Source organism: Candidatus Tisiphia endosymbiont of Melanophora roralis, from assembly GCF_964026575.1.
In the GTDB taxonomy this organism is placed as follows: Bacteria; Pseudomonadota; Alphaproteobacteria; order Rickettsiales; family Rickettsiaceae; genus Tisiphia.
The window spans coordinates 680,963-702,048 of the sequence record NZ_OZ032161.1 but is presented as its reverse complement, the minus strand read 5'-3'; the positions used below and the strand labels follow the sequence as shown (position 1 = coordinate 702,048).

Here is a 21,086-nt window from a genome sequence, read left to right as displayed (position 1 = left end):
ATTCATGAAAAAACAAATAACTAACCAAAAATTTATTTAAATATTTTTAGTTTTTATTTGATCTGTATGTAATGATCCTACCAATATGGAGTATAGAAAAATAAATTACAATAAAAATATTACTAAAGTTTTACTTATTTTAAACTACTAGCAATGAATTACACTATCAGGGCAGTTTAAAAGCCCCAACTAATGATAAAAAATACTAAATTATAGAAATAAATAGTTGTCATCGCGAGCCACAAAGTGGCGTGGCGATCCAAATAAACAGCAATTATCTTTTTAAAAAACAAACTTTTCTATCATTAGTTGGGACTTCTAAACTGCCCTGTTACACTATCATAAAATTTTATATATACAATTTTGCTGCATGCTAGTATAATTCAGCATAGTCCAAATTATAACTTAAAGAATTGTTATTTTCGCATGTTGCAGAAATTGATGAAGCACCTTATATTTGCTAGTATAATGGGGTTTTTATGCATTCTTTCTTCTTATGGACAAGCTGAAGATAATACTCAAAATATGGAATTCCTTGATACTACAGATGAAAGTAATGAATTAGAAAAAGATAATAATTTTACTGAGCATGTTGCTGATTCTAATAACTTGCCAAATATACAAAATAATGTTGAACATTCAGAATTAAAAACTTACAGTCTTGGTAAGATTATTGCTTTAAATAAAATCACAGCAACATCAAAGGAGCTGGTATTAAAGCCTAATGAACCACAATATTTTGGTAATATTCAAATTAAACTTCATAAATGTATTAAAAATCTTGATCCTTACAATGAGGATAATTACATGCTATTAACCATTACAGAGCATAAAATTGATGAGGATGCTATGTTAATTTTCCAAGGATGGATTATCTCGTCAAGTATTTCAGCCTCCACCTTTGAACATCCTATTTATGAAATCTTTGCTAAAAATTGTTTATAGGATATTTTAACTAATGATATACTCAAATGATTTAAAAAATGGGGACAATAAACAAGGGGAGAGTAAGCGGAGCATACATTTAGTACGTGAACACGCGAATGCCCCGCAAGTATTTGCAAAAGCCAATTCTTTAAAGCAGAAGAGTATACAATCCATGATCTGCCTATTAGTTATGTTATTCCCAGTAGTTGGATTGATTTCTGGTTTTTCTACTGCAGTAACAGTTCCTATGTTGTTATTAACTATATTAGTTGCTTTGCGAGATAAAATCTTTATTCATTTTAAATACGCTACTATTAAAGAAACTTTGTTATCCAATTGGAAACTGGAATTACTATTTTGTCTTTGGTGTCTTATAACAAATTTTTATTCACCTAATTACCCCTCTTCTTTATTTAACTATCTACAGGTTTGTTTAATTGTTCTAATAGGGTTTATCGTAAATAGCAATATTGACAAATTATCCATAAATGTAACTAAAATAAAAATATATTTTATTATAGGAATAACAGCAGCAATTGCTTTGTTTTTTATAGAATACGCATCTCACGGTATTATAACAAGGGCTTTCCGTACTATTTTTCAGCCAAAATCTTCATGTCAATTCTTTTTATTCATTCTTGACCGTGGGTGTTCTTTATTATCAGTTCTTTCATGGGTAGCGATAGCTATAATTATATCATATCATAGATATTTATTAGCGCTAATATATTACCTGATAATTTTTTATTTGCTCTATATCTCAGATAGCCTTGCAAGCTTTTTAGCATTTACCGTAGCTGGATTAGTATTTTTAACAAATAGGCTGTTAGTAACCAAATCACTGCAATCTGTTTTTTTGAGATTATTTACCCTTGCTATGATATCTGGTTCAATATTGATGCCAATAATTGCATATAAAATACAACCACATTATGCCTCAGATCACTATGCCAAGTTTCTACCAGACTCTGCTAAGCACCGTGTATTTATTTGGCACTTTGTTGCTGAACAAATTATCAAAAAACCAATTTTGGGTCATGGATTTGCTTCATCAAGAAATTTTAAAATTGATGAGAAACAAATGATTAGCTATAACCAGTGGACGTGGTCTCCCCTTCCTCTACACCCACATAATAATATAATGCAAATTTTATTGGAAACGGGCTTAATAGGTTTGATACTATTTTTATCTTTAATTTACAAATATATTCAAAAAATTAGTAATATATCCTTAGTGCAGTCTTCTAAAAGTGGTAAGATAAATCGAACGACTGAGAATAACAAAATAGATGTATTAAATTACAAGTCAGTTGCCTATGCTTGCTTTATAAATTATTATATAATAGGTATGATTTCATTTAACATTTGGCAAATATGGTGGGTTTGCAGCTCTTTTGGAGCGATGATTTTGTTTAAGTTACTTCTTTCAAAATCACAGGAGTATAATTACTAATGTTGGAAACATATAATATTTTACAAGAATACTTGCCTATAGCTGTGTTTTTTGGTATAGCATCAGTTTTATCATTGGTAATAGTTACATTGCCAAGGCTTTTAGCTCCTCGAAAATATAATAAGGCTAAGTTGGATAGTTATGAATGCGGATTTGAAGCTTTTGGTGATGCTAGAAGCAAATTTGATGTACGTTTTTATCTAGTAGCTATTTTATTTATTATTTTTGATCTAGAAATAACTTTTTTGGTGCCATGGGCTATTACGCTTGGACAAATTGGTAAATTTGGTTTCTTCTCAATGATGTTTTTCTTATTGGTACTTACCATCGGTTTTGTATATGAATGGAAAAAAGGAGCTTTAGACTGGGAGTAATGACATGCAAGCAAAGATAGATCTATATGAATACGATCAAGATAAGCTCCTTGAAGAAGAAATTTCAAACCGAGGATTCCTTATAACTAAACTCGATGATTTGATAGGCTGGGCTAGATCTAATTCACTTTGGCCTATGAGTTTTGGTCTTGCATGTTGTGCAGTAGAAATGATGCAAGCTGCTTCTAGCCGCTATGATATGGATCGTTTTGGCATGTTGTTTAGACCAAGCCCACGTCAATCTGATTTAATGATAGTTGCAGGAACATTAACAAATAAGATGGCTCCGGCTCTTAGAAAAGTTTATGACCAAATGACTGAACCTAAGTGGGTTCTGTCAATGGGAAGCTGTGCCAATGGTGGTGGTTATTATCACTATTCATACTCAGTAGTACGTGGCTGTGATCAGATTGTTCCAGTAGACGTATACGTACCAGGCTGCCCTCCAACTGCTGAAGCTTTGATTTATGGTTTAATGCAGTTACAAAAGAAAATTAGAAGAACTACTAGATTTAGAAAAGGTGACAATGGAAAATATCATTGACGACTTAATAAAAAATCAGGAGCTTGAGATAACTGCTTTACCTGTAAATGATTTAAATATACATTTTACTAGCTATAAAGCTGGTATAGAAAGTTTGTTACCATTTTTATCGGCAATTAAGGAATCTGAGGATTTGCGTTTTACTGTGCTAACAGATCTATTTGCTGCTGATTTCCTAAACCGCTCTAATCGGTTTGAGATAGTGTATAATTTACTGAGTCTTAAATTAAATAAACGTATATTAGTAAAAATTGAGGCTGGAGAACATGACATAATCCCCTCAGTTACCAAAATATTTAGTGCTGCTTGCTGGTATGAACGTGAAGCATATGATATGTTTGGAGTAATTTTTGGTGGTAGTCATGATAATCGTCGTATTCTAACAGATTATGATTTTATCGGTCATCCTCTCAGAAAAGACTTCCCATTAACGGGTTACGTGCAGGTTAAATATGATGAGACTCTTGCAAAAGTAGTATATGAGCCAGTGAAACTCGACCAACCATATAGAGAATTTGATTTTTCATCAAGTTGGCAAGGACCAAGTTATGTATTACCTGGAGATGAAAAGGCGAAGTGAAATAACTGTCATATTTACCTTTTTGATTATGGCATATATAATAACTACTAATTGTAATTTTAATTATTTTAACAAACAATTAAAAGAGTATAAAGAAGAATTTACAAAACTATCTGAACGTGTTACTTATTATTATGGTTGATGAAAAATTAGCATTAAATACTTCACATCGAGAATATATTGCAAGAGTACTTTTACTGTTCCTGTTATATTGTACAATTTTTAATTAATAAGAGGTTATTATGTTCAAAATAATAGACTTAAAGGGTTTTAAAATTAAGCAATCTACTTATACAAGTACGTTATTTTCAAGTTTTGATAGAGATTTGTTAGAGACGATAAGGAAAGGCGATGTTGATAAGTGTAAGGAGCTTTTTAATGGTAAATCTTTTCAGCAGGATAACACTGATGTACAAATATTTGGAAATATGCTTGCTGAAGTAATTGATAATTCAGATGTTAATGGTACAATATTTCTTCAAACTGTAGGGAAAGCTATAGACGATCCACATACTGATACGGGGGCGTGGTTGTATTACTCTATACGCACGTCCCAATTTAGTAGTGGGGCATTAAGCAAAGCTCTAAACGAAGCATTTAAGAATATTGGAACACATACTAAAAATCTTTATCGACATAATTGGCTATTTTCAAAAAATGAAACAAAGGACACTGAATCAAAATCCATTACTTCAGATGAAAATTCAAGTACTGATGCCAATAAAACAGTTTGTGACAATTGTGATCCACTGCAAAGTGAAGCTCCTATTATAGGCAAGGTTGATGGTGACACAGGAGCGGAAGATTGCTTATAATTGTGAAAAATTAAGAATTTAACTTTTTTATGCTCATTATCTAGATAATTATCCATTTGAGCCAAAAGTACATCTAGTAGTTGTGTTATATTCAAGGGAAATAATATTTGCAAAATTGCTTTTTACTAATCATGTTAATTGTGCAATTAGTTTTATAATTTTATTTTAAAAGATATCATGTTAACAATACTAGACTTAGAAGATTTTAAAACCAGTAAAAAAAATAATTCAAAGAAGTTGTTTTCAGCTGTTAGTGGTGATTTGCTGGATGCAATAAACGCAGGTAATTTTTCTAGGTGTTACAGTCTTATCTTACGGTCTTTCGATGACTATAATTTAAAGCAAGTAAATGAAAATTTACATGAATGTGCAGTATTTGACTTGGTATTAAGTCTATTACAACATAAAACATCTGATGACTGCAATAAATTCCTTAAAACCCTAGGGCAAGCCATCAGTGATTCAGATGTTGACACAGGAGAGTGGTTATGTGCTTGTGCACAGGCAAATTCGTTTTTAAGGTTATATGATTCTTTAAGAAATTTGAATGGTTTTGAGCTAAACTATAGTTTAGCTTGTCATGATGCTTCAAATCTTGTCAGTGTTCCTGAAAGTCTAAATGCTAATGACAAACAAAACAGTAACTGCGATGTTGCTCTTGCAGGTGTAGAGGAGTCAATTAATCTATTGGCAGAATGATAATAGTTAAATATCCACAGTGAGGTGACTAGCTACGACAATTTAGCCTAATGACGTCTAAACATAATGAACCTTCATACTTGAAACCCTAGAATAAAATATAACTCAATGATAGGTAAAGCACTAGTTTGACTAGTGAAACCATCAAGGCTTGGTCTTTAGATTTAGTATAAAATAAAAAGTTATCATATATAACCTCTTTGGCTTAACGGTCAAAGGAGAAAATAGATATCTTTGGCAAACTCTACTTCTGCTGGTAATTTATTCATGCTCCCGCTACTCTGCTCCCATAGTACATTTTTTATGCCACTGTTGTTAAGAGGTCTTCCAAAACTGGCTAGAATATCAGAAAAATGCATTCTTGAAGCGGCTGGTACGAATGCATTTTAATCTATTATCGCTAATAATCTTATTTTTATTGGTATAAAAATAAGATTATTAGCAAATGAAATATTTAACAATCAGGCGTGATAGCCGCTTTAAGCCTGATTGTTTACATTCTCATTCCAATTTCGGATTAATTTCATTAATCCGAAATTGAGGTAAGAAGTAATAGCTTAGTTTAATACAAAATAGCGAAGAGATCAGGATTGTTGGCAAAAAAGTTTTGAACTAATTTATTCACAATTTTTGGTTACAATTAATTATAGTTTTTAACTTTCAACAGTTGTGCCACTTTGTGGCTCGCAATGACAACTATTTGTTTCTATAATTTAGCATTTTCTATCATTAGTTGCGGCTCTTAAACTGCCCTGACCTTCACAACCTAAAAATTAAGTTGAATATAAACTATTAACAAGCTAATATGCAAGGTACTAAAAATTAGATACAATATTAAATAAAATGATTACTATTACTTTTCCAGATAGAACGCAAAAACAATTTGAAAAAAATATTACGGGATTGGAGATAGCTAGTAAAATCTCTACTTCTCTAGCAAAAGAAGCTATGGTTATTGAGATAAATAATCAATTAAAGGATTTAAGTTTACCTATAGAATCTGATTGTAATGTAAGGATTCTAACCCATAAAGATACTGAATGTTTAGAGATAATACGTCATGATGCCGCTCATATAATAGCAGAGGCAGCTAAAGAATTATTTCCAGATATCCAAGTGACCATAGGACCTGCTATCGAAAATGGCTTCTTTTACGATTTTGCTAAAGATAAACCTTTTACCCCTGAGGATTTAGTCAATATAGAAGCAAAAATGCATGAAATTGTTAAAAGAAATGAAAAAATTACTAGAGAAGTATGGAATCGTAATCAAGCCATAGAATTCTTTAAGTCAATAGGCGAGCATTATAAAGCCGAAATAATTTCAGAGATTCCAGCAAGTGAGGAGATTACGTTATATCGACAAGGTAACTTCCTTGATCTTTGTCGTGGTCCACATGCCCCGTCAACTGCCTTTGTCAAACATTTTAAATTAATGAAAGTAGCGGGAGCCTATTGGCGAGGTGATAGTAGAAACCCAATGCTACAAAGAATCTATGGTACAGCTTGGGCAACAAAAGAACAGTTAGACAACTACCTTTATATGATTGAAGAGGCAGAAAAGCGTGATCATAGAAAATTAGGGAAAGAGCTTGGTCTGTTTCACTTTCAGGAAGAAGCTCAAGGTATGGTATTTTGGCATGATAAAGGTTGGAGTATATATCGCATTATCGAACAATATATCAGAAATAAAATCAGAAAAACTGGATATATCGAGGTAAAAACTCCTGTGCTTGTTGATAAAAGCCTGTGGGAGGCTTCTGGTCATTGGGAAAAATTTAGGGAGGATATGTTTGCTCTAAATCTCGCTGATGATAAAACACTAGCTATGAAGCCAATGAACTGCCCATGTCATGTGCAAATTTTTAAACAAGGTATCAAGAGTTACCGAGACTTACCGTTACGTATGTCTGAATTTGGTTTGTGTCATAGAAATGAAGCGTCTGGTGCATTACATGGTCTGATGAGAGTAAAGGCTTTTCGGCAAGATGATGCACATATTTTTTGTACTGAGGAACAAATTAACAGTGAGACGGTAAAATTTTTTAGCCTCTTAACCGAGGTTTATAAAGATTTTGGTTTTTCTGATATTAAAATTAAATTCTCAGATCGTCCTAAAATACGGGCTGGCAGCGATGAAGTTTGGGATAAAGCAGAAAATGCTCTAAAAGAAGCCGTAAAAGAAGCCGGTTATTCTTACATATTAAATCCCGGTGATGGTGCGTTTTATGGACCAAAACTAGACTTTTGCCTTAAAGACTCAATAGGTAGAGAATGGCAGTGCGGCACTCTGCAAGTTGATTTTGTTTTACCGGAACGTCTTGACGCTCATTATATTACTGTAAGCGGTGAGAAAAAAAGACCAGTAATGTTGCATAGAGTTGTAATTGGTTCTTTTGAACGGTTTATTGGCATATTAATTGAAGAATATGCAGGACGTTTTCCTTTATGGTTAGCCCCTGTACAAGTAGCTATTGCTACCATCACAAGTGACTTAAATAACTATGCACTGGAAGTACACAAATTGTTGATTAGTGAAGGAATACGGTCAGATGTCGATATTTCACCTGAAAAGATTAATTATAAAATACGCTATTTTTCTAATAATAAAGTACCTATAATAGCCGTTGTTGGTAAACAAGAAATGCTAAATAATACTGTGACTATAAGACAACTAGGATCAGATCAGCAGGAAATTATTTCTCTACAAAATCTAGTAAAGCTTGTAAAAGATCAGAATATTCGCTATTTAACATAATGAAAGCAATTGTGTCGTATGTGTAAAAAGTACACAAAAACACAATAATAACTAATAACAATTTTTATGGAGAAAATATCATTTCTGGAATTAAGAATAGTAATTTTCCGAAGGCTAATAGGGAAATTAAGGTCAATCAAGTTCGTTTAGTCGATGAAAATGGTAATATGCTTGGTATCGTTAGCATCAAGAATGCTCTAGAACAAGCTGAAAAAGCTGGCTTAGATTTGGTAGAAATTTCACCAAATGCTGAGCCGCCTGTTTGTAAAATCTTGGATTTTGGTAAATTTAAGTATGAGAGTAAAAAGCGTGTCCATGATGCCAAGAAAAAACAAAAGATCATAGTACTTAAAGAAATGAAATTTAAGCCTAATATCAGCCAAGGTGATTTTAATGTGAAACTTCGCAAGATCAAAGATTTTTTGAAGGAAGGTGACAAAGTAAAAATTTCTCTATGGTTTAAAGGCAGAGAGATTATCCATAATGATATTGGTATGAAGTTGTTTGACCGAATATCGTTAGAACTAGAGGGCTTAGCTAAGATTGATTCCGCTCCTAAAATGGAAGGTAAACAGATAATTATGTTAGTCAGCCCTGATCCAAGCAAAATACCAACTAATTAGAACTATTTATGCCAATTAAAATTCTAATGCCTGCTTTATCTCCAACTATGACTGAAGGAAATATTGCAAAATGGCTTAAAAAAGAAGGGGATAAAGTTGTTCCAGGAGATGTTATAGCAGAAATAGAAACAGATAAAGCTACTATGGAAGTAGAAGCTGTAGAAGAAGGAATTTTTGCTAAAATAATTGTGCCGCAAGGTACAGACAATGTGCCGGTGGGTTCGCTTATCGCTGTATTACTTGAAGATGGTGAAGATGCAAACTTATTGGATAGTTTTATAGCAAGTAGTGATAATTCTGCTAAACCATCTACAGAACCAGTAATATCTATAGAAGAAACTAAGCCGGTTAAGTACGATCAGCAACCGCAAACAATGAATGTGAAAGCTTTAGGCAGGATATATGCTTCGCCTTTGGCTAAAAGACTAGCTGCTATTGATAATATCGATCTGTCAAATATTCAAGGTAGTGGACCTCATGGAAGAATAATAAAAAAAGATGTGTTATCATACTTAGTGCTACCCACAAATAGTGGTAAGATTAGGGCGGTGAACAGAAATAAAGAGGAGTACAGGTGTGTCACCAATAATAATATTCGTAAAATTATTGCTAAACGTTTGCTTGAATCTAAACAAACCATACCACATTTCTATCTCTCAATAGAATGTAACATGGATAAGTTATTGGATATTAGAGAAGATATAAATAAATCACTTGTAGAAGAGAGTAAAATTAAAATTACAGTTAATGATTTTGTTATTTTAGCAGTGGCAAAAGCTTTAAAAGCTGTACCGGAAGCAAATGTTAGCTGGGATGAGTCTGCTATTCGGTATTATAATAATGTTGATGTATCGGTTGCTGTGGCAATTGATAATGGTCTTATAACGCCTATAGTCAGAAATGCCGATCAAAAAGATATAATTACATTATCGCAAGAATTACAAACTCTTATAAAAAAGGCTCGAGATAATAAACTAACTCCTGAAGAATTTCAGGGAGGAAGTTTTTCCGTCTCTAACTTAGGTATGTACGGTATTAAGAACTTTAGTGCTATAATAAATCCGCCACAAAGCTGTATTCTAGCAATAGGAGCAAGCTCAAAACGTGCAATAGTTGAAAATAATCAGATAAAAGTCGCTACTATCATGGATATTACTCTTTCTTCTGATCACAGAGTTGTTGATGGTGCTGTTGGAGCTAAATTTTTAGCTTCATTTAAAAAATTTATGGAGAGTCCTGCGTTAATGCTCATATAACGTTTGATTGACACCCTACCCTCACTATAACTTAAAACTTAAATCATAGAATAAATTATGAGTTTTTCCGATAATCTAGCAAAAATCTTGAATAAACATGAAGAATTATCGAAAAAGTTGACCACTGGTATAGTCGGAGATGATTTTATAAAAGCATCGAAGGAATATGCCGAACTAGAGCCTATTGTTCAAACAATTAATGAATATAATAAATCTCTATCTGAATTGCACGACATCAAAGAGATGGCTCAAGAAGCAAATTTGGACAATGATACACAAACGATGATATATGATGAAGTACATCGTTTAGAGGTTCTGATGCCTAAATTAGAAAGGGCAGTAAAACTCTCTTTGTTGCCAAAAGATGAAGCTGATACAAAAAATGCTATTATTGAGGTAAGAGCTGGTAGCGGAGGAGAAGAAGCGGCGTTATTTGCTGCAGATTTATTTAATATGTATCACCGATACGCAGAATTAAAGAACTGGCGTTTTGAAATATTATCAATCTCTGATACTGGTATTGGCGGATATAAAGAAGCATCAGCACTAATTAAAGGACGAGATGTGTTCTCTAAACTTAAGTTCGAATCAGGCGTCCACCGGGTGCAAAGAGTCCCTGAGACTGAGTCAAGTGGTAGGATACATACTTCTGCAGCTACTGTTGCTGTCTTGGCTGAAGCAGAAGATGTAGATGTTAAGATCGATGACAAAGATTTACGAATTGATACATATCGTGCATCGGGAGCCGGCGGACAACACGTAAATACCACAGAATCAGCGGTAAGGATTACCCATTTACCAACTGGTATTGTCGTTGCATTACAAGATGAAAAATCACAGCATAAAAACAAAGCTAAAGCTATGAAAATTCTTCGTTCTAGAATTTATGAAGCAGAGCGATATAAAAAGGATATGGAAAGAGCCGAGGTACGCAAAGGGCAAGTTGGTTCTGGTGATAGATCAGAAAGAATTCGTACCTATAACTTTCCACAAGGTCGAGTTTCTGACCATAGAATTAATCTAACCCTCTATAAAATAGAGGATATCGTAAAAAACGGGCAATTAGATGACTTTATTGAAGCTTTGATATCGGCTGATGAAGCAAGAAAACTTTCAGAAGTTTAGGTTATATACAATGCAAATCATATATTTTTTAAAGGCTACACCATTTTGGGTATACTTATTATTTGGTTACTTAATTTTTAGAGGGATTAAAGCAACTAAGCAAACAGTTATATTGCCATCAAGATTATTTATTGCTCCTGTTATTTTCTTGTTACTTTATATAAAAGGATTTTCTAATAATGTACAAGACTTAACATTATTTTGTATATTGCTAATTATCTCAATTATTATTAATTGGCGATTTTTTGACAAACCTCTTATACAGGTTAATAATAATTTAATAATTATTCCAGGTTCATGGCAACCTCTTATATTGATACTTATCATTTTTTCAATAAAATATTTTTTTGGATATATGAGAGCTGTAAATCTAGAACTAGCCCAAAAATATAAAATAATGGAATTAATAATATCAAGTTTGGTGTTGGGGGGCATGTTTTTTAAAGCAATATATTGTTATAGCTATGCAAAAAAAATAAATAATCAGAAAAATTGACCCAAAAAGTCCTAAATTAATTAAAACATTAATTAAAATTTTTTCAAGTGTTATAAAAATTTTACTAGACTTAGAAAGCTAATAATTATATAAACCTTAACGATCACTATAAAAGGGCCTGTAGTTCAGTTGGTTAGAACCCACCGCTCATAACGGTGTTGTCGCAGGTTCAAGTCCTGCCGGGCCCACCATTATTCAATTTTAGTGCATTTTACGAATGCGTTAAACGGTGGACGTAGCATAAAGTCTAGCTTTCTGTCTTTTAATTTTAGGTTACCAAACACTAAATTTATCAATTTACGTTTTCTCTCAATAGTAGAACCTTTGAAGGATGCAAACACTCTAGAAGCCAGTTCTACTAGGTTAATCAGGAGTTCTGAAAATTTATCATCAGTATTTGTATGATTCTCTATTTCTCTAATAATATCTTTACGTTTTTGTATTAATTGTTTATGTGTTTCTTCCCTCTGTAGAAATAAATTTTCTATTTTGTCTATTACGAACAATAAACAAAGTACCCATTTCTTGACACGACCATAATAGCTCAAAGATATCTGCTTCTCTGTCACCAATAGTTATAACTTTAGTATCTTCAGGTATAATATGCATAGTGTCTTTAAGTCGAAGCTATTTCTATGTTTCTTGTCACCTAATTCAATGTATTATACTATATTAATTTAACAATCAGATACAGAATCGTCTCAAATCTGATTGTTTCGATAATTTCACCGAATTTGGAATAAGAATTGACAAATTCTTATCCCGAATTCGCGTAATTAATGTGACATTAATGTTGACAAAAGAATTAATATGATATGGAATAACACGAATTTGGATAGGTTAAATAATGAAAAAAATATTTTATATTATTTCAATAATATGTCCAATAGTTGTTGGCATATCATTAATTAACAACAAAGATGAGATGGTAATTAATCTATACAATAATAGTTTTGTTATTAATTTTAGTAGTGAAAATAAGTTAATAGCACTTGCTTTTATTGTTGTAACGCTGGCTACTAACTTATATGCCATAAGTAAAAACAGAAAATTTGAGGTACTTATAGGTAGCCTATATTCAGCTAGTTCTTTGGTCTGTTTATTTGCTGGGGATTTTGTTTCGATGTTTGCTTCTCTAGAAATGATGATGATATTTGCTGCTTTGTTGATTTTTTATGGCAATTACAAAAATAGTGTTAGAGCAGCAAGACAATATTTGCTTACCCATCTTATAAGTGGTAGTCTTATTTTAATAGGGATTAGTTATATAATTACTCACACCTCTAGTTCACAAATTGTTTCTCTTACCTCATTGACAGAAAATCAAGAGGCTGGTTTTATATTTTATGCTCTAATACTTTGTGGTTGTTTGATTAATGTAGCTAGCATACCTTTCTCTGGATGGATTGTTAATTGCTATCCATTTGCTTCAAGCTCAGGGATAATATATTTAACTAGCTTTACTAGTAAAATATCGATAATTATACTCCTTAAACTATTTAATGGCTTAGAAATACTTAAATTCTTTGGATTATTAATGATTATATATGGCGGGGTTTATGCTTGCCTAGAAGATAACATCAAAAGATTCGTGTGTTACCTTACTATTTCTCAGCTTGGATTCATGCTAGTTGCTATTGGCACAAAATCTCAACAAGCAAATTTAGGAATCATAGTTTTTCTTTTTGTCCATATACTGTATAAAGCTTTATTTGGTTTATATGTTGCTATATTAATAGACAAAGAAAATATAGAGAATTGTTCTGAGATAAAAGGACTTTACTTGCCCAAAAGTTATTTGTTGTTTGTTAGTTTAATAGTTAGTGTATTGTTCATTATAGCCTTGCCTCCTTTTGCTAGTTTTGTTACCAAAATTGTTGTGACCAATGCTTTGAACCAAGATATTAATTATTATGCTATTTTCTTACTCAAGATTGTCACATGCATCGCTTTATTTTCTACAGTTAAATACAAATCTTTAGTTAGTGGTTTTTACCCTAAGTTAAATATTCTAACTAAAGTTAGTTTATTTGTCATGTTATCGTTTCTATTAGCAACTAGCTTTTGTTTAGAAGAAGGTTTGAAACTAGTATGGTCATCTTATCCTATTGAAATAATTGATACAAATTGGTTGGATTTAGTAAAACAAATGGTAATAATAGTAATAGGTATAATATTTGCCTTAGTTCTTAGTAAAACGATTTCTAGGCGTTCAACTGCCAACATAAATTTAGACTTATTTCAGTTTATTGAAAATAATATTCGTCATATTTATTTTAAATATAACTTAGTGGTGCAAGAGTTTTATGATAAAATAGGAGCGGACTGCCCTACTTTTGACAAAATAGAAAAAAATACTTTACGTAAAATGAAATCTTGGCATAATCAGTCAACCGGTTTGTTGGTAGTAATGATACTATTAATTATTTTTACCATATCATTGATTACAAGTAGTAGAGGAGAGTAAAATGAAGCCACCCATAGCCGATAAGATTGATTATAATTTTGTATTACATGGTCAAAAAATTACAGATGAGTATGCTTGGCTTAGGGATAGTGAGTGGCCTAATGTTAGTAATAAAAAAATTATAGAATATTTACAGGCAGAAAATAAATATTCTGAACAATTTTTTGCACAATTACAACAAGAAAAAGATAAAATATTTGAAGAGCTAAAAGGTAGGATTAAGCTCGAGGATCAGTCAACTTACGTAAAGAAGGATAATTATTACTATTATACTAGAACTGAAGAAACTACAGAATATCCTATATATTGCCGAAAAATGGGGTCAGTAGATGCTTCTGAAGAAATTATATTAGATGCTAATAGCATCTCTAAAGGTAATAAATTTACTGATGTAGGGCAAGTAGCAGTCTCTCCTGATCATACGTTAATGGCTTATAGTGTTGATTTTTCCGGTGATGAAAAATATATAATTAGGGTTTATAACTTAAAGACTAAAGAATATTTACTAGATGAAATAAATAACGTTAGTGGTAATATAATTTGGCATGAATATCTCAAGGGATTTTTTTATATGCCTATTAATGAGAATTTTCGTCATGATAAATTAATGTTCCACTCTTTAGGTGATGTAGTTTCAAATGATAAATTAGTACTCCATATAACAGACCCATTATACCAACTGAACGCTACAAAGTCAGCTAGTCGACAATATATTTTTGTTAATAGCTTTGGTCATAATGAAAATGAAATATATGCGGTGCAAATGCATGATCATAGCTTTCAGCCTAAACTGATTAGAGCGTCAAAAGAAGAGATTTTTTATTCAGTTGAGCATAATGGTGATAATTTTTATATTAAGACCAATGAAGGAGCAAAAAACTTTCGTATAGTACTAGTAAATGTAAATAATTTCCAAAATGATTTGTGGAAGAATGATTATATATCGGAAGATCCTGGTAGATATTTGTCAAGCTTTGCCATCACTAAAAATTATTTGATACTTAATTATCGTGACCAAGGATTGCCTGTTATTAAAATAAAATATCTTAAAGAACAGGATGAGAAAGTTATTCACTTTCCGGATACTTCTTTTACTGCCTACGCTTTGTCTACTAATTTTGAGGAAGATGATATTAGAGTAAATTATTCTTCACTTGCGAGACCAAACACCACTTATAGTTATGATTTTGATAGTGACCAATTGTCAATATTGAAAGTGCAAGAAATACCAAGTGGTTTCAACCCTGAAGAATATAGGGTAGAAAGGATATTTGCTGATAATGAGGGGGTAAAAGTGCCAATTACCTTATTATATAAAAAAGCACTGTTTAAAAAAGATGGAAAAAATCCTTTATATTTGTATGGCTATGGCTCATATGGCATGAGCATACCAGTATCTTTTCGGAATACAGCTATTTCTCTTGTAGATCGTGGGTTTGTCTATGCTCTTGCCCATATTAGAGGTGGAGATGATCTTGGACATGATTGGTATGAGGCTGCCAAGTTCCTCAATAAAAAAAGAACTTTTGACGATTTTATTGCGGTTAGTAAAGAGCTAATTAAAGAAAAATATACTAGCCAAGGTAATATAGTAATCTGTGGTGGAAGTGCAGGAGGGTTATTAATTGGAGCAGTAATTAATGAGCAACCACAATTATTTAAAGCAGCACTTGCCCATGTACCTTTTGTTGATATGTTAAATACCATGCTTGATGAACAATTGCCATTAACCCCCGGTGAGTTTAAAGAGTGGGGGAATCCTAAAGAATTAGACTATTTTAACTATATTAAGTCTTATTCTCCGTACGATAATATAAAGTCACAAAATTATCCAAGTCTATTTATTACTGCTGGAATCTCTGACCCAAGAGTTGGGTATTGGGAAGCAGCTAAATGGGCAGCAAGGATTCGTGCAACAAAACTCGACGATAATATATTATTGCTAAAAACTAATATGGATTCAGGACATAAAGGGGCTTCTAGTCGTTTCGATTATCTAAAAGAAGCAGCCGATGATATAGTATTTGTATTTAGGATTTTTGGTATAATCAATTGACTATATTAAGATTATTATTAACCAGCTATTGACTCGTATTTTTATAAATGGTAACATGAAGTTTATGATTTACACAATAAATAGAATCACTTAATTTAGAGGATTTACAATGACTAATAGTACTGCCCAATTTGTAGATTTTATGAAATCTTTTATGAATCCAGAAGTTTACATAAATTCCGTAAAAAACTTACCTGTTATGGATTTTTCTGCTATGTCAGATACTATCAAGAAAAGTACTAAAATATTTACTACAACAAATCAGATTGTTACTGAATCACTGCAGTCTATGATCCAAAAAAATTCAGAAGATTTTCAAAACAATGCTATGAATATGTTGAATTCTACAAAAGACGCAATAGCTTTTGGAGATTTTAACCAAATAGTCGAATGTCAGCAAAAATACCTTAAGTCGACTTGCGAAACTTCAATCAATAACATTAAAGAGTTTGTCAGTATGGCATCTGATACTTCAATGAAAATGTTTGATGCCATAAATAGTATGACAGGAGAGATGACTAAGGCTTGTGACAACATAAAAAACAAAGCTTAAGATAAATTCAGGAGAATTGGATAGCAGGAACGATGGAGCGAAGCCTGTAGATAATAGGCGAGCGACTAGTCATGGATTGCCACCACAACTGTTGAAAGTTAAAAAACCGTCATCGCGAGGCGTCGATAGACGCCGTGGCGATCTCATGAAGTAAGCTCTTCTTCACAAGATTGCCACGTCGTCGCTTACAGCGACTCCTCGCTAATAGACGGTTTAGGGCTTACAAAGCTCATCGCGATGACAATTTTTTAACTTTCAACAGTTGTGCCTCTCTCACATAGTTTGAAATCATAGCAGTATACAGAAGTGCGAATAATAGACTTCCTGCAGAATTCGCTTTTGTTGAGGAATTTGTAGGAGACACGGAATCTCGACCCGCAGCGTACTCAAATGTACGTGAGGAGCAGAGTACCGGTATCACGCACAAATTACCAGCAAAAGTAGAATTATGCAGGAAGTCTAATGGTTAATTCAAAAGCTCCCCCCTATTCTTCTATAGTTTAGTGCTTCAGCAATGTGTATCCTGTAGACGTTGGAAGAAGCATCTAGATCCGCTATAGTTCTTGCAACCCGTAAGATACGGTTATAAGCACGCATGGATATACGAAATTTTGTCGCGGCTTCATTAAGTAAATCCTTACCGTCATCTACTGGCAATGCATGTTCGATAAGCAATTGTCCGTCCAAACGGTTATTTGTTTTGATATTATATCCTTCATATCTAGTTTGTTGAATATTACGAGCCATTTCTACCCTATTTGCTATCTGCCCCGACTCTTCTTCTGTATCATCTTCTATTAAATTATAGTTATATGAGTCGATAGATCCTACCTCTATATGTAGATCAAATCGATCCATGATAGGACCGGAAATTCGCATCTGATAATCGCTCCCACATTTTGGGGCTTTAGAACATGCTTTGTGAGGATCGCTTAAATAACCACATTTACAAGGATTCATTGCTGCTATTAACTGAAAGTTAGCCGGATATTTTATATGCGAATTTGCTCTAGCAATTAGTATTTCTCCGGTTTCAATTGGCTGCCTTAAAGATTCGATAACGTTAGGTGGAAATTCTGGTAATTCGTCTAAAAACAACACTCCATTATGTGCTAACGAGATCTCTCCAGGTTTTACTCTTTTACCAACCCCACCGCCGACCATCGCTGCTATCGAGCATGAGTGGTGGGGGGTACGAAAAGGTCTAGCTCTTGATAGTTTCCCGTTTGCTAGCTTGCCTGCAACGCTTGCTATAGTACTGCACTCCAATATTTCTTCAGGTTGCATTTTGGGTAATATACCAGGTATACATTGTGCCAACATAGATTTGCCAGTACCAGGTGGACCAAGCATTAATAGATTGTGACCACCAGAAGCTGCTATTTCTAAAGCTCGCTTAGCGGCTTTTTGTCCTTTGATATCTTTAAAATCAGGGTAATTTATTATAGTAGTGTCAATTTCTAATTCAGGTGATGATAATATTTGTGAGCCTTTAAAATGGTTAACTAACTCTATTAAATTTCCTGCTACCAAAATATTATTATTGCCAGACCATGCAGCTTCCTGACCATTAGATTTTGAACAAATTAGCCCTTTATTTCTAGCCGAAGCTCCAATAGCAGCAGGTAAAGCCCCGCTGACAGGCAGAATAGAACCATCTAGAGATAATTCTCCTATTACTAGATATTCTTGTATTTCCTCAGCTGGTAAAATTTTCATGCTGCTAAGTATAGCACAAGCAATAGCAAGGTCAAAATGACTACCTTCTTTAACCAAATCAGCTGGAGCTAAATTTATCAGTATTTTTTGAGCAGGCAAGGCAAGACCTATTGAAGAAAGTGCTGCTCTAACTCGTTCTTTAGACTCGCCAATAGTTTTATCAGCAAGTCCTACTATAGTAAAATTAGGTATCCCTGGTGATATCTGTACTTGCACATCAACATCGATAATATCTATACCGCTAAAAGTTAAACTACCAAGGTGAACTATCATTTTTATAAAATAAATTTTACTAGATCAAGATTTTTTATAATTTTTGATAATTGCTGGTCGACAAAATGTTCGTCAATAACTATCTCTTTTTCTTTCGTATCACTTGCATTAAAGCTTATCTCCTCCAATAAATTTTCTAGAATAGTATGTAATCTTCTTGCTCCAATATCTTCAACTTCTAAATTAACATTTGCTGCATAAGTAGCAATTTTATCTATTGCATTATCAGTAAATTTTAATTTTACCCCTTCGGTTGCGATTAAGGCTGAATATTGTTTTATTAAACTTGATTCTGGTTCAATTAAAATTTTTATCATATCATCCTTAGTGAGTGAGCTTAACTCTACTCTAATAGGTAGCCTTCCTTGCAATTCAGGTAATAAATCAGATGGTTTTGATAAATGAAAAGCACCTGATGCTATAAATAATATATGAGCAGTTTCTATAGGACCATGTTTTGTATTAACTGTTGTACCCTCAATAATAGGTAATAAATCTCTCTGCACTCCTTCTCTACTAATTTCTGAACTTTTTCCCTCAGCTCTTGAGGTAATTTTATCTATTTCATCCAAAAATACTATACCATCATTTTGTACTAGCACTAAGGCATCTTGAGTAATTTTTTCTTGATCGATCAATTTTTCTGACTCTTCGGCAGAAATAATTAAACGAGCATCTTTAACCAGCATTTTCTTAGTTTTTGTTTTATTAGTACCGATAGCTTTGCCGATCATATCAGAAATATTTAAGACGCCCATGGCAGCTCCTGGCATACCAGGAATCTCAAAATTACTACTACCAAATAAGCCACCTGAATCTATTATACTTATTTCAATTTCAGTATTGTCAAGTTCACCTTTTTCAAGCTTGCGACAAAATTTCTCTCTAGTTTCAGTTGATGCTGATTTGCCGACTAAAGCATCCAAAATCCTTTCTACAGTTTTTAAATGTGCATTAGCAATCACTGCTTTTTTAGCATTAGCTTTTTGTGTGTTAACAGCTATTTCCACTAAGTCTCGTATTATTGACTCAACATCTCGTCCAACATATCCTACTTCAGTGAATTTTGTTGCTTCTACTTTAAGAAATGGTGAGCCGCTAAGCTTAGCAAGTCGCCTAGCGATTTCAGTCTTACCTACGCCAGTTGGTCCTATCATTAAAATATTTTTTGGCACGATTTCTTGACGCAGTGGTTCGTCTACATTTCTACGTCTGCAGCGATTCCGCAACGCTATCGCAACAGCTTTTTTAGCTTTATATTGCCCAACAATGAATCTATCAAGTTCAGCTACGATTTTAGCGGGAGTTAATCCCATAGATTTTTTTTTAAGATTAATACTCATATAACTTTAACTTTTTCTAGAATAATATTATGATTAGAGAAAACACAGATATCAGCTGCAATATTCATTGATTTTAAAGCAATCTCTTCTGCAGTTAGGTCATTGTCAAAAGACATTAAACCTCTAGCAGCAGACAGTGCATATAATCCACCAGAGCCAATGGCAGCAGCATTACCATCAGGTTCAACTACATCGCCATTACCAGTTAAAATTAATATATTTTTTTGATCTGCAACGATCATCATTGCTTCAAGCTTACGTAAATATTTATCGCTACGCCAATCTTTTGCCAGTTCTACAGCACTTCTCAGTAACTGATACGAATATTTCTCCAACTTTAATTCTAATTTTTCAAATAAAGTTAGAGCATCTGCAGTAGATCCAGCGAAGCCAGCAATAATACTATTATTGAACATGACTCTTAATTTTCTTGCTGTAGATTTTAAAACTGTATTACCATGGGAGATCTGACCATCTGCTGCGATTACAACATTCCCACCTTTTCTTAAGCAAAGTATAGTAGTCCCGTGTAATGTGACAGAGCCATGCGAGTTATCTGACATAAAGAATCTTTTAAATATTGATGTTTGGCTATTTGTTTATTATTATGGTATTTAAGTAATCATTTAATATCGTAATTACAAGACTTTCCTATGAATATTTATTCAATATATGTTAATCCTCAAAAAAAAGATAATGACTTTATTCTTATCAAGCAAGGTTTTTCATTATTTGCTGCGTTTTTAAGCGTGTTTTGGGCATTATATCATAGAATGTGGTTACCACTAATAACTACTTTGATACTAAGTATTGTTATATCAAGTTTAGGTTGTACTAATTTTATTTCTGTAAGTCAACTCGCCATTATGTTGATATTTGGTTTTTTCAGCGATGATATGAGAGAATATGATTTGCAAAAAAAGAAATACCAGCTTACAGACATAATATTAGCAAAATCTGAGATAGAAGCTGAATTAAAATTTTTAGAACGCTTAGTGGATGAAAAAAATGTGTTATAGTAATCTC

The 21,086-nt window shown here is 32.9% G+C and carries 21 protein-coding genes and 1 tRNA gene; 17 read left to right on the top strand and 5 right to left on the bottom strand.

Annotation, left to right across the window (positions count from 1 at the left end; all coding sequences use genetic code 11):
- Positions 1 to 426 precede the first annotated feature (426 nt).
- From AAGD53_RS03455 to AAGD53_RS03425, 7 genes are all read left to right on the top strand, one after another.
- Positions 427 to 945, top strand: coding sequence for a DUF2155 domain-containing protein (locus AAGD53_RS03455; RefSeq protein ID WP_410521117.1), 519 nt, complete (start codon positions 427 to 429; stop codon positions 943 to 945).
- A 13-nt stretch (positions 946 to 958) separates the two neighbouring features.
- A complete protein-coding gene (locus tag AAGD53_RS03450) occupies positions 959 to 2,380 on the top strand; it encodes an O-antigen ligase family protein (RefSeq protein ID WP_341763295.1) in 1,422 nt (473 codons plus the stop codon).
- A complete protein-coding gene (locus AAGD53_RS03445) occupies positions 2,380 to 2,754 on the top strand; it encodes an NADH-quinone oxidoreductase subunit A (protein ID WP_341763294.1) in 375 nt (124 codons plus the stop codon). The genes AAGD53_RS03450 and AAGD53_RS03445 overlap by 1 nt, the downstream gene beginning before the upstream one ends.
- Positions 2,755 to 2,758: 4 nt before the next feature.
- Complete coding sequence (locus AAGD53_RS03440; RefSeq protein WP_341763293.1) at positions 2,759 to 3,298, top strand: NuoB/complex I 20 kDa subunit family protein; 540 nt, start codon at positions 2,759 to 2,761, stop codon at positions 3,296 to 3,298.
- Complete coding sequence (locus tag AAGD53_RS03435) at positions 3,276 to 3,878, top strand: NADH-quinone oxidoreductase subunit C (protein WP_410521116.1); 603 nt, start codon at positions 3,276 to 3,278, stop codon at positions 3,876 to 3,878. Before AAGD53_RS03440 ends, AAGD53_RS03435 begins: the two co-directional genes overlap by 23 nt.
- 242 nt (positions 3,879 to 4,120) lie before the next feature.
- On the top strand, positions 4,121 to 4,693 hold the full coding sequence (locus tag AAGD53_RS03430) for a hypothetical protein (RefSeq protein ID WP_341763292.1): 573 nt from the start codon (positions 4,121 to 4,123) through the stop codon (positions 4,691 to 4,693).
- A gap of 177 nt (positions 4,694 to 4,870) precedes the next feature.
- Positions 4,871 to 5,392 carry a hypothetical protein gene (locus tag AAGD53_RS03425; RefSeq protein WP_341763291.1) on the top strand — a complete coding sequence of 174 codons (522 nt, stop codon included), beginning with the start codon at positions 4,871 to 4,873 and terminating at the stop codon, positions 5,390 to 5,392.
- Positions 5,393 to 5,604: 212 nt separating this feature from the next.
- On the opposite strand, the gene AAGD53_RS03420 is transcribed toward AAGD53_RS03425, so the two are convergent.
- Positions 5,605 to 5,751: a hypothetical protein gene (locus AAGD53_RS03420; protein WP_341763290.1), complete on the bottom strand. Its 147-nt coding sequence runs from the start codon at positions 5,749 to 5,751 to the stop codon at positions 5,605 to 5,607.
- 484 nt (positions 5,752 to 6,235) lie between these two features.
- On the opposite strand from AAGD53_RS03420, the gene thrS reads away from it, so the two are divergent.
- The 6 genes from thrS (at position 6,236) to AAGD53_RS03390 (ending at position 11,840) form a co-directional block, all read left to right on the top strand.
- Positions 6,236 to 8,149, top strand: coding sequence for a threonine--tRNA ligase (gene thrS / locus AAGD53_RS03415; protein WP_341763289.1), 1,914 nt, complete (start codon positions 6,236 to 6,238; stop codon positions 8,147 to 8,149).
- Between the two features lie 167 nt (positions 8,150 to 8,316).
- Positions 8,317 to 8,772, top strand: a complete 456-nt coding sequence (gene infC, locus AAGD53_RS03410; RefSeq protein ID WP_341763288.1) for a translation initiation factor IF-3 — start codon at positions 8,317 to 8,319, stop codon at positions 8,770 to 8,772.
- An 8-nt stretch (positions 8,773 to 8,780) separates the two neighbouring features.
- Complete coding sequence (locus AAGD53_RS03405; RefSeq protein ID WP_341763287.1) at positions 8,781 to 10,028, top strand: pyruvate dehydrogenase complex dihydrolipoamide acetyltransferase; 1,248 nt, start codon at positions 8,781 to 8,783, stop codon at positions 10,026 to 10,028.
- Positions 10,029 to 10,085: 57 nt separating this feature from the next.
- Positions 10,086 to 11,153 carry a peptide chain release factor 1 gene (prfA, locus tag AAGD53_RS03400; RefSeq protein WP_341763286.1) on the top strand — a complete coding sequence of 356 codons (1,068 nt, stop codon included), beginning with the start codon at positions 10,086 to 10,088 and terminating at the stop codon, positions 11,151 to 11,153.
- Between the two features lie 10 nt (positions 11,154 to 11,163).
- Positions 11,164 to 11,649: a hypothetical protein gene (locus AAGD53_RS03395; protein ID WP_341763285.1), complete on the top strand. Its 486-nt coding sequence runs from the start codon at positions 11,164 to 11,166 to the stop codon at positions 11,647 to 11,649.
- 114 nt (positions 11,650 to 11,763) lie between these two features.
- Positions 11,764 to 11,840 (top strand) — tRNA-Ile (locus AAGD53_RS03390).
- Here AAGD53_RS03390 and AAGD53_RS03385 read toward each other — a convergent pair.
- The gene (locus AAGD53_RS03385) at positions 11,841 to 12,218 is read right to left on the bottom strand and encodes a hypothetical protein (protein ID WP_341763284.1); all 378 of its coding nucleotides are present in this window, start codon (positions 12,216 to 12,218) and stop codon (positions 11,841 to 11,843) included.
- Positions 12,219 to 12,496: 278 nt separating this feature from the next.
- On the opposite strand from AAGD53_RS03385, the gene AAGD53_RS03380 reads away from it, so the two are divergent.
- The 3 genes from AAGD53_RS03380 (at position 12,497) to AAGD53_RS03370 (ending at position 16,725) form a co-directional block, all read left to right on the top strand.
- The gene (locus AAGD53_RS03380; protein WP_341763283.1) at positions 12,497 to 14,116 is read left to right on the top strand and encodes a proton-conducting transporter membrane subunit; all 1,620 of its coding nucleotides are present in this window, start codon (positions 12,497 to 12,499) and stop codon (positions 14,114 to 14,116) included.
- Between the two features lies 1 nt (position 14,117).
- Positions 14,118 to 16,172 carry a S9 family peptidase gene (locus AAGD53_RS03375; protein ID WP_341763282.1) on the top strand — a complete coding sequence of 685 codons (2,055 nt, stop codon included), beginning with the start codon at positions 14,118 to 14,120 and terminating at the stop codon, positions 16,170 to 16,172.
- Between the two features lie 109 nt (positions 16,173 to 16,281).
- Positions 16,282 to 16,725 carry a phasin family protein gene (locus tag AAGD53_RS03370; protein ID WP_341763281.1) on the top strand — a complete coding sequence of 148 codons (444 nt, stop codon included), beginning with the start codon at positions 16,282 to 16,284 and terminating at the stop codon, positions 16,723 to 16,725.
- A gap of 471 nt (positions 16,726 to 17,196) precedes the next feature.
- Here the strand turns inward: AAGD53_RS03370 and AAGD53_RS03365 are convergent, their stop codons facing one another.
- From AAGD53_RS03365 to hslV, 3 genes are read right to left on the bottom strand one after another with little or no spacing between them, the layout of a single operon-like run.
- The gene (locus AAGD53_RS03365) at positions 17,197 to 18,717 is read right to left on the bottom strand and encodes a YifB family Mg chelatase-like AAA ATPase (protein ID WP_341763280.1); all 1,521 of its coding nucleotides are present in this window, start codon (positions 18,715 to 18,717) and stop codon (positions 17,197 to 17,199) included.
- Between the two features lie 2 nt (positions 18,718 to 18,719).
- Positions 18,720 to 20,060 carry an ATP-dependent protease ATPase subunit HslU gene (gene hslU / locus AAGD53_RS03360; protein WP_341763279.1) on the bottom strand — a complete coding sequence of 447 codons (1,341 nt, stop codon included), beginning with the start codon at positions 20,058 to 20,060 and terminating at the stop codon, positions 18,720 to 18,722.
- Positions 20,057 to 20,623 (bottom strand): ATP-dependent protease subunit HslV, encoded by a 567-nt coding sequence (hslV, locus tag AAGD53_RS03355; RefSeq protein ID WP_341763278.1) that lies wholly within the window; start codon positions 20,621 to 20,623, stop codon positions 20,057 to 20,059. The genes hslU and hslV overlap by 4 nt, the downstream gene beginning before the upstream one ends.
- Before the next feature lie 90 nt (positions 20,624 to 20,713).
- On the opposite strand from hslV, the gene AAGD53_RS03350 reads away from it, so the two are divergent.
- Positions 20,714 to 21,079 carry a DUF2628 domain-containing protein gene (locus tag AAGD53_RS03350; protein WP_341763277.1) on the top strand — a complete coding sequence of 122 codons (366 nt, stop codon included), beginning with the start codon at positions 20,714 to 20,716 and terminating at the stop codon, positions 21,077 to 21,079.
- Positions 21,080 to 21,086: the final 7 nt, after the last annotated feature.